The 9,935-nt window shown below is 66.1% G+C and carries 7 protein-coding genes and 1 tRNA gene; all 8 read right to left on the bottom strand.

What is annotated here, in order from left to right:
- A partial coding sequence (locus VFZ66_00530; protein HEX6287637.1) for a hypothetical protein occupies positions 1-381 on the bottom strand: 381 nt, incomplete at its 3' end.
- Between the two features lie 42 nt (positions 382-423).
- Positions 424-948, bottom strand: a complete 525-nt coding sequence (locus tag VFZ66_00525; GenBank protein ID HEX6287636.1) for a hypothetical protein — start codon at positions 946-948, stop codon at positions 424-426.
- A 459-nt stretch (positions 949-1,407) separates the two neighbouring features.
- Positions 1,408-1,483: transfer RNA gene (locus VFZ66_00520), tRNA-Arg, on the bottom strand.
- A 120-nt stretch (positions 1,484-1,603) separates the two neighbouring features.
- A complete protein-coding gene (locus VFZ66_00515) occupies positions 1,604-4,135 on the bottom strand; it encodes a glutamine amidotransferase (GenBank protein HEX6287635.1) in 2,532 nt (843 codons plus the stop codon).
- The gene (locus VFZ66_00510; GenBank protein HEX6287634.1) at positions 4,132-5,931 is read right to left on the bottom strand and encodes a VWA domain-containing protein; all 1,800 of its coding nucleotides are present in this window, start codon (positions 5,929-5,931) and stop codon (positions 4,132-4,134) included. The genes VFZ66_00515 and VFZ66_00510 overlap by 4 nt, the downstream gene beginning before the upstream one ends.
- 166 nt (positions 5,932-6,097) lie before the next feature.
- Positions 6,098-7,033, bottom strand: a complete 936-nt coding sequence (locus VFZ66_00505; protein HEX6287633.1) for a DUF58 domain-containing protein — start codon at positions 7,031-7,033, stop codon at positions 6,098-6,100.
- Positions 6,999-8,345, bottom strand: a complete 1,347-nt coding sequence (locus tag VFZ66_00500) for a hypothetical protein (protein ID HEX6287632.1) — start codon at positions 8,343-8,345, stop codon at positions 6,999-7,001. The genes VFZ66_00505 and VFZ66_00500 overlap by 35 nt, the downstream gene beginning before the upstream one ends.
- Positions 8,346-8,431: 86 nt before the next feature.
- Positions 8,432-9,859 carry a peptidase MA family metallohydrolase gene (locus tag VFZ66_00495; protein HEX6287631.1) on the bottom strand — a complete coding sequence of 476 codons (1,428 nt, stop codon included), beginning with the start codon at positions 9,857-9,859 and terminating at the stop codon, positions 8,432-8,434.
- Between the last annotated feature and the right edge of the window lie 76 nt (positions 9,860-9,935).

Raw genomic sequence — 9,935 nt, 5'->3', positions numbered from 1 at the left:
GCTCTCGCCCACCTGATAGCCCGGATCGCCCTCGATGAACTGCGTCTCCGTGCCGGTGTGGAAGATCGTCAGCGTGCTGCTGGTCTTGCCCTTGAGCGACTTGACGACCTCGACGGTGATGCGCTGCGTGGCGATGCGGTCTTCGCCGCTGGCCTCGCCCGCGACCGGCACGACGATGTCAGGACCGGCCTTGACCTCGGCGACGCGGCCAACGATCACTTCGCTGGCCTTGGCCTTGGCCTCGCCGAGCGTCCGGGGATGATAGAGCCAGGTAGCGTGCCACTGGGGAACGCTCGTGGTGGTGCTGGGCGCGAAGGCCAACATGGACAGACCCAACAGCGAGGCGCTCAGCGCGCCGATGATAATGCGCGTAACTTTCATGATCGATGTCTCCTTAATGCTACAAATCTACGGCGACTGAGCTTACTGGTGGTAGCGATACATGTTGTAGATATCGCTCCAGTCGTGCGAGTTGGTGTAGTAGCCGTTGCCTGCCCAGTAGCCGAGGCCCATGCAGCTCCCGGTGTTGGAGTGATCAAGACCAAAGAGGTGGCCGACTTCCTGGCACTGCACGCCCATCTTGTAGCCGGAGCTCATCGAGTAGTAGTAGTTGACGCGCGCGTGGCCGTGCAGAATATGGTTGCCGCTGACGCTTTCGAGGCTCGCCAGACCCGCCCAGCCGGTGGCGCCGTAGTTGCCGTCGAAGACGTGAATATCGGTGTGGTAGCCAACCTGCGGCACGTACAGGATCGTATTGTTGCTCCAGTCGTTGATCGCGTTGCTGGCCTCGGTGCGATAGTAGGCGGTGTTGTAGGCATTGATCTGCACGGACGAGCCGCCGCGATGCCAGTGCCAGGTGCCCCACTGGTGGGCGAAGGCTTCCGTACCGACGAGCAGGTTGGCGATCACGAGGAGCGCGATTGCGACCGGAGTGGCGAATCGTTTCATGGTACATTCCTCCGAACAAGGACAATTGTTAATCGAATCATCTGGACACGGTTAAGTGTGTTGAGAGGTCGCGATAAACGAACAACCGACGTTGGCTGTCTACCTCCTTTCATTATTCACATTGTTATTTAGGGGGGTTAATGAAATTTTACTATTCATTTTTACAGGAATTTAACAAAAAAGGGTAGTAGTACGTTGGTCATCTCCAAGCGATAGTACAGTACTCCAAATACTCAGGACTTCAGTAATGAGCTAAATAGCCTATGCCGGGGTAGGCCATCTACGGGTAGACCTGATTCTCCGGTACAGATCAAGCTCGTGATGCGGAAAGGTTGGGTCGAGGTCTGCGCTGCGCGGGGGGATTGATCAGGGCATGTCCTTGCTATCGCAGGCGCGACCGCCCGGTAGTGGAAAACGGGCTTAAAGCGAAACAGCGCACCTTCATCAGTGCGCTGTTGGTGGCGACCCCGGCGCGACTCGAACGCGCGACACTTGGTTTAGGAAACCAATGCTCTATCCACTGAGCTACGGGGTCTTGCCCCCATGTTGTACCACAATCGCCAGGAGTTTGCAACACGGCGCGCGGGCCGGGGCGAGTGCCCTTTGGGCGAAGAACATTGGAACGTGAGACATCTGCACCCCAACCCTTGCTCCGCTATGCTGCCCAGGAGCGCCTCCGGCGCAGCCAGCCGCGTCGGATGGCGATCTCGAACGGCCACAGCAGCAGCGCCGCGCCGACGAGCCACGGCCAGAACGCCTGCGTCGGACGGGCCGCCTCCGCTTTGACGGCCTCGGCAGCCTCGTCTGCGGTCTGGAGCACACGTCCGCCACTGATCGTCGCCACGCGCTCAAGCAGCGCGCGGTTCGGCTGGAGCGCAAACTCGGCGGAGTAGGGCCTGGACCAGCCGGCACTCGCCTCAAGCTGCTGATCGTTCTTGCGCAGCGCCACGCCGACTGTGTACGCGCCGTCCTCTGCGGCGGGCAGCGGTGCCTGGTACTGTCCCGGCGCAACTTGCTTGAGCCGGATCGTCGACTCGCCGCCGTCGGGCGCTTCCACGCGCGCGCCGACATCGGCCAGATCGAGCGGCGTGCCGTCGTCGTTGCGCGCCTCGGCAACGATCGTCGGCGTTTTATCGCCGCGCTCGACGCGCACCGTCAGCGGTCCCTGACTCGGATCGGGGAAGGTGTAGGCCAGCATTTGCGTCCAGAGCAGCGGACTCTCGTCCCAGCGCTGCCACTCACCGCCCCACGCCTCGCCGGTATCGGAGGTCCAGGCGAGCGCGCGGCCCAGGCCGTACTGCCAGGCCGTCAGGATCGGGTCCTCTTGCGGCGATTGCAGCACCGTCTCCGCTTCGGGCTTGGGCGTCACCGCGACATAGCCTTCCAGATTGGGAAACTGACGCGGCACAAACCCGCGCACGATCGGATGCGCGCCCGCCGGTTGGGGCTGAAACTGGCCCTCGACGCGCGGATCTTCACGGGCGATCTCAGTCTCCATCAGCGTCAGCTGCGGCAGCTCGCGCGGGTCGGCGGCGAAGTGGTAGCGCCCGCCGCCCTGATCGGCCAGGCGCTCCAGCAGATCTTTGTCGGCATCGTCGCCGATCGCGATCGTCGAGAGGGTAATGCCGTACTCCCGGGCCTGCTCGATCAAGCGATCATATGCCGCAGCGTTGGCGGTAAATGAGCGTCCGTCGGTCAGCAGCACCGCGTGGCGTACCACCGCGTCCTGTTCCGCAAGCTGCGGCAGGCCGATGCCGAGCGCCCGGTAGATGTCGGTGCCGCCGCCGAAATCCAGCGCCGCGATACGGTCTTGAATCTCGCTCAGCGCCAGGCCCTCGCCGATGCGAGTAAAGGGCACCGTCCACTCCGTCTCGGTATCGAAGCTCAGCACGCCGACACGATCGTTGGGCACGAGCACCTGAGTTGCCGCAATCGCCCCGCCCTTCGCCAGCTCCAGCTTGTTGGTCGTCGGCGTCGCGCCGTACATACTCGCCGAGCGATCGATGATCAGCAGCAGCGCAACCTGCTGCCGCTCGCGACGAGGCGGCGTTTCCATCTTGACCGGGAGCACCTCTTCGAGCGGCGTACCTTTGTAGCCGCCCAGCGAGTAGCTGTTGGTGCCGCCGATCGCCAGCAGGCCGTGGCCCATGCTGCGTACGTACTCGCGCAGCGCCGATTGTTGATCGAGCGTGAGCGCGCTGGCGGGAATGTCCTGCAACATGATCGCGTCGAAGCGGCGCAGATCCGAGAGTCGGCTGGACACGTCCACGGGCCGCAGCGCCTCGCTCTGCACGCCCTGCTGCTCAAGCATATCGCGGAGCAGGGCCGCGCTGTCGGGGCGGCGCTCCACGACGAGCACCCTGGGCGGCGGGCCGACCAGCACGGTGGTATCCAGCGTATTGTTCTCGGCGTGGGCATCATCCAGCTTAATCTCGGCGCGGAAGCGCTGCAATCCTGGCTCCGGCACCGTGCCCGGCAGCGGAACCGAGGTCCGTCCGGCCTGAAGCGTGATACTCTCCTGGCTCACGGGCTGGCCGTTGAACGAGAGCACGAGCGTGGCGGTCGTCGCCTCGGTGCTTTCGATCGTCACCGCGCCCCGGAAATTCTGCCCGGCGCGCAGGCCCGCCGGAAGCGAGATCTCCGCGACGCGCGCGTCTTTCTGCGCGTCGTCGGCCAGCGGCAGCACATCCACGGTAATACCCTGCTCGCGTAGCGCCTGCGCCGCCTCGTCCACGCCGGGCGAGGTCGCCGCGCCATCCGACAGCAGAAGCACCTGCCCGCCCCTGGGCTGCAAGCCTTTGGCAAGCTGGAGCGCCGCCTGAATATCGGTGCCTTCGGTTTGAACATCCGGCTGCTGCAAGTCGGGCGCGATCACCACATCCTCGCCGATCGCCGCCACAGTGGTGCGGGCCGTGCCGCGCTCACGAGCGATCCGCGTCGCTACCTGCCAGGCCTCATCGCGCACGCCGGGCGTCAGGCTGGCCGACTGATCGACCAGCACCAGCAGCGGCGCCGGACCCGTCGTGCCAGGCCGGATCGGATCGGCCAGCGCGCCGACGATCAGCAGGCTGATCGCCGCGCGCAGGAGCAGCGCCAAGCGCGGCATCGGGCTGCGACGGGCGATCCACGTGCCCAGCAGCGCCAGCAGCGGCAACAGCCAAAGCCAGTAGGGAGTACGAAAGATCATGTATCTGCTCGCTTACCGCGTAGCGCGCGTCCACGCCGCAAACTATCACGATTACTGTAAAGCCACTCGAAGAGCAGCACGACCAGCCCGGCGATCACCAGCGGCTTCCATAGCTCACGACCGACCAGCTCGGCCTGGTCGTCGGTTGCCACGGGCCGCGAGACGGTGTTGACGGTCGGCTCCGGACGCGAGCGGAGATCGGCCTCGTCGGCGTCGAGCGCGTTCACTGCAACCGCGCCGGTGCCGTTCTGGGCCTGGTAGATCCCAGGCTGGGTCAGCCGCTCGCCCGCCGCGACGGATACGCCATCCTCGCTGCGCAGCGCGAACGGCGCAGCCGTGCCAACCAGCAGCCGATCGTTGGCCTGCGGCAGCAGGGCGCGTGTTGTGGCAGCCGTGAGCAAAGGAAATGCCAGGCGATTGGTGATATTCGACGCGCTTGGATCGAAGGTCCAGATCGCGATCGGATGATTGTTATACTGACCGGTCAAGACCAGCGGTGTGCTGCCGTTCGCGACGGCGACATTGGCCCAAGCTGGTGTTTCCACCTGGACGACGCGCTGAAAGCGTACCGGCCTGAAATCGATCGCCGCGAAGCGCTGGTCGTTGATCACCGTTGCGGTCAGATCGCCAAGCTCTTTGGTGACAGGCACAACCGTCTGGCCGCGCGGTGGTGTGACGATCAGCACGGGTGCCGCTGGAAACGTCGTCGGGAGATAGTTGTCGAAGACCACCAGGGCGGCGTCGGCGCTGGCGCGGTAATCGGCGGGCGAGACGCGACGAACATCAAGGCCGCGCTGTGCCCGCAGCGCCCGCTCAAGCGCGGTTGTCTCGCTGGCGGTCGTCACCAGCACAACATCGGAGCGCGCGTTGCCACCGACAACCACGGCGGCGCGATCGTCGAGCGGCTGAAGATCCTCGCCCGATAGACTGGCCTCGGCGCGGGTCGTGCCCGCCGGAAGCGGCCAGCTCCACTCGGCCTCAGCGCCCGGTTGCAGACGCATCGGCTCCGTCGCGGCGCGGCTGCCGTCCAGGTTGAGGTAGAGCGTGCGGGCGATCGGGACCGTGCCCAGGTTCGCCACGCGCGCGTACAACTGCTGCTGCCCGCTGCGCAGCGGTCGCCCCGCAAACGCGACGATCGCGACATTGTCGCCGTCAGCGCCAACGATCTGCCAGCGCACCTCTCCGGCAACGGTTGGCGTCTCTGCGGCTCGCAGCGCGCGATCGGTCAGAATCACGATCTGAAGCGCTGCCTCCGGCTGCGCCGTCGCCTGAGCAAGGTTGAGCGCGCGAGCGAGATCGCCGTCCGGCCCTCCGGCCCGCATCCGATCGAGCTGGCGTAGAAGCGTGCTGGTATCGTTGCCGGTGCTCTGGCCGACGATGCGCGGCTGCGCGCTTAGCTCGATCACAGCGGCGCTATCGCCACGGCCCGGACTGGCGATCAGCCTGCGCGCCTCGGCTTTGGCCGCTTCCAGACGGCTGGGACTCTCATCCGTCGCCGCCATGCTGGTCGACGTGTCCAGCACGATCACGGTGTGCGTCGCCTCGCCGCGCGCGGCCTCAAGCAGCGGTTGCCCAAGCGCCACGGCCAGCAACATCGCCAGGAGCAGATGCAGCAGCAGCAGCAGCGTCAGCGGCAGCCGTCGCGGTTTGTGCTGAACGGTCTGACGCTGAAGATCGCGCCAGATCTGCAACGAGGGCACGCGGCGGCGCTCACGGCGCTGCTGGATCAGGTGCAGCAGCGCGATGATCGGCAGCGTCAGCAGCGCAAGTAGTCCAAGCGGTAAGAGAAAAGTCATCGCCTCTTTATTCTAGCGCGCTGCCAGGCCAGGGAGGGTGCCCTCTGGGCGGTGGGAGTCCCCCATAGAATCCCTATTCCTGGTCTGGATCAGCGCACGGTAGCTCCGCATAGGTTCCCTGATTACGCACGAGTACGCCCTGATGTCGAACGCGCTCCCACGCTCGTTAGCCGATCACCTGGCGGGCGCGCAGATACGGGATCGTCGCGCGCTCCACGGGCATATCGGTGCTGATGCGCGTATAGCTTGCGCCGCGCCGCTGGCAGGCCGTCTCCAGCGCGCCGCACCACTGGTTCAGCCGCGCCTGGTAGCGGTCGAGCGTCGCCACATCGGCGCTGATCGACAGCCGCTCGCCGTACTCGCTATCTTCCAGCTCGATCTCGCCGCTCAGCGGCGGCTGGAGCTCGTCGGCGTGCAGCAGATGCAGCACCAGCAGTTGCCAGCGCGGCGGCTGCGCCATGCGCAAGACCTGCTCGATGTCGCCGACCGCCCACAGGTCCGAGATCAGCACCAGCAGACCACCTGAGCGCGGTCGGGTGTAGCCCTGCACGACCGGCCCGATCCGGCTTTCCTTGCCGATCCGGATCGTGTCGGCGTAGCGCAGCAGCGACAGCGCGTGCGACTTGCTCTGGACGGGGCCGAACGCGGGCGCGGCAGTGCTATCGAATGTCGTCGCGGTCAGACGATCGCCGTTCGCCAGCGCCAGGTAGCCGAGCGCCGCCAGCAGCAAGCGACCATAGTGCAGCTTGTGGGCATCGCCGTCGCCGTAGTCCATCGAGGCGCTGCGATCCAGCAGCACATGCACCGGCACATCCTGCTCGGTTTCGCCCAGCTTGACGAAGAGATGCTCCTGCCGGGCGTAGGCGTGCCAGTCGACGTAGCGCAGATCGTCGCTGGCCGAGTAGGGCCGATGGTCGCTGAACGTGGGCGCGGGCAGACGGCGCTTGCTGGGATGCGCGCCGCTCAGGCCACCGCGCAGCGAGCGGCTGGCATTGATCGACAGCCGCTCCAGACGGCGCAAAAACGCCTCGTCGAGGACGGTCGCTCGGCGTGCCTGCGGCCTGCGGCTACTGGTTCGGCGAAAAGTAGTCTTCCACCACATCGCGGTACTCTGACGGGATGGCAAGCGGATCGGCCTCGCCTTGCAGCGGCTCGTCGCCGGGATTGCTTCCCGTATTGTGTGTCTCGCCGGTGCCGCCCGCCTCAAGCTGAATCGTCGGGCCGCGCGGACCGGTAGCACTGGTTGTTGGTCCGTTCGTATTTTTGGATGGCGGCAGCGGCAAGTTCTCGCCCTGCGCCTGAGCGGTATCGTCTTGCGCGCCGCGCTCCTCGCCGCCAAGCTGATCGCCTGCGCCGCCTCCGCCCTGGGAGCCGGGCTGACCGCCGCCCTGCTGGCCTTGCTGCTCCTGCTGGCCCTGGCCCTGCTGCTCCTGGCCCTGCTCGCCGGTCGCGCCGTCCTGCTCTTGCTGCGCCGCCTGCTCGCCATTTTGATCGAGCTGCTCGACGGTTCGCGCCAGGTCTTCGAGCGCCTCGGCTGTCTCAGCGCCGCCGCGCTCCAGAGCATCGGCCTGTCGTTCGAGCTGCTCGGCGAGGCCGGGCTGCGCGTCGCGGAGCTGCTCGGCGGCGTCGCGCAGACCCTCGGCGATGTCCTCGCGCGCCTGGCTGCCCAACTGATCGGCCTGATCGGCAAGCTCGCGCAGCTCGCTGGCGGCCTCTCCGGTATCGCCGCGATCGAGCGCATCGGCGGCGGAGCGGGTCGCGCCGTTATCGCGCAGCGCGTCGGCAATCGCGTCGGCGGCAGCCTGCGCTTCGGGCGATAATCCCGGCGGCTGCTCGTCGATCGGCTGGTCGGTTGGCTGCACCCTGGCGGTTTCGGTGGGCGCGGTCGGCGGCGGCAGGTTCGGCAGCGCGGCGGGTGCTAACGCCTCCGGCAGCAGCGGTCGCGTCGCGACGATCAGGCCAAGCGTGAGCAGCGCCACCGCCGCGCCGGTTTCGACCTCACGCCAGGGCACGAGCGGCTGCGAGGCGAAGTAGCGCCGCATCTTGGCGAGCAGCGCCTCGGTTTCCTCGATCAGGCGGTGCTCTAGCGGCTGCGCCGGATCTTGGCGGGCAACCTCAAGCGCCGTCGCGAGCTGCTGCGCCAGGCTGTAGTGGCTGTCCAGGCCACGGGCAAGCTGCTCCAGCGAAGGATGGCTGAGCCAGGCGTAGGCCAGGCCGCTCACCAGCGTCAGCAGCGACAGGCCAAGCGTGAGCGTCGGCGAGAGCTTAACGCCGATCAGCGCCGCGAACAGCCCGACGCTCCAGATGATCAGCGTGAGCCAGATCGCTCGGATGCTGAGCCGCAGGCGTCGCCGCAGGCGGAGCACACGCGCGATGGCCTGCAAGCGAAGTGCAATATCTGCTGAGTGTGTCAATCTTGTTCCTACTCGTCGATACTCAATGGCTGCCGATCGGGTGCTGGCGCGTGGCGGATACGATCAGGCGGCGGCATTGGGCAGCGCTAGCCAAAGGGTAAGGCGTGATCCCGCTCGTTGACGCGCCGGTGGATGTTCCAGCCCAGCACGAGCGCGCCCAGGATTACCAGCCCGACGGCGACCGCCGTCTCGGTGCGCTGGATCGTCAGCAGCGCCGACTCCGCCGAGGCCGCCCCCGACTCATCGCCAAGCCGCGTGAAGGTCTGGTAGGCGGCGGCAAGACGGTTGCGCGCCGCGTTGATGTGCAGCGTTTGCAGCTCACCGCTGGCAACCGTCATCTCGCGCTGCGCCGCCAGCCCTTCGTCGGCGATCGTGCTGTACTCCTCCATCACCTTCATCTGCTCCGGCTGTCCCAGCCCGGCGAAGAGCCTGCGCCCTTCGTCGGCGGCGCTCTTGGCGGCGGCATACTCGCTGCGCTCAAGGGCCGACCGCGCATCTGCCGCCAGCTTCGTCGCGCGCTGGCCGTTCGTCGCGTGCCGAAGCAGTTGCCTGGCACGCTCGGCCAGATCGGCGGGGCCGCTGTCTTGCAGCGTATTCAGCCCAAGCTCCAGCGCCTTGATCGCGGCCTCGTACTCGCCGCGCGCGATCAGCGCCTCGGCCTGTGATAGATCAAACGCGCCGATCGCCCGGTTTCGATACTCCCCGGCCACAAACGCTTCAAGCTGCGCCAGCCACTCTTTTTCAAGCTGATCCGGGCTGACGCCGTAGGCGGTTTCGAGCGCGCTGCGGTAGCCGCTGCTGGTCTTGCTGGCCTCGATGAACCTGCGAAACGTCGCAAAGCCGTCGCGCTGGATCAAGAACGCGACCATTGTGTAGCTCTGTGGGTAGCTGATCTGCGGATTGGCGTAGGCCGTGCCCGGCTGGTTCAGCTCGCGCCAGGAGAGCACGCGGTCGGCGTCGATCACCTGCTGCATCAACTGCATCTTGACGTCCAGCTCCGACGACGGATGCTCAAGATACTGGGCGATGCCCTCTTGAAACGCGGTGGTCAGCTTGTCGCCCGACAGATCGGCGGCGATGATATGGGTCAGCTCATGGCGCACGTTGTTGATGATCTGCTCCTGCGACTGATCGGCGGTCTGCGGCAGCGCGATGCTGATCTCGCGCCTGCCGGTGTGGGCGTGCGCCACCACGCCGGGGATGCTGGCCGCGAGCGGATTGACCTTCTCGTACAGCTCCATGGTCGGATAGATGCGCAGGATCACCGGCGGCGGCGTGCGGTAGCTAAAGACAGCGCTGACCTCGTCGTACACGCCGTCGACGAACTGCGCGTACTGCGCGGCCTCGGCCTCCGAGCCACCGGGAAAGAGGATCGCAAAGTTCGCGGTGCGCTGCTCCTGCCACTCCGCGACCTGCGCACGAGCGCCACGGGTCCCGCAGACGATCAGCGCCAGGATCAGCCCCATCAGGATGAGGCTGCATCGCCGTGGGTTGATCGAATTGTCTATCCTCATGCTCGTTGCTGAGTCCTTGCGTGTTGTACCGATTGGGGGAGATAGCAAAAAGTGTACCTACTTCTGATCAGGGAGT

It is taken from the genome of Herpetosiphonaceae bacterium (assembly GCA_036374795.1).
Classification (GTDB): Bacteria; Chloroflexota; Chloroflexia; order Chloroflexales; family Kallotenuaceae; genus LB3-1.
This window is presented reverse-complemented; position numbering and strand designations above follow the sequence as displayed.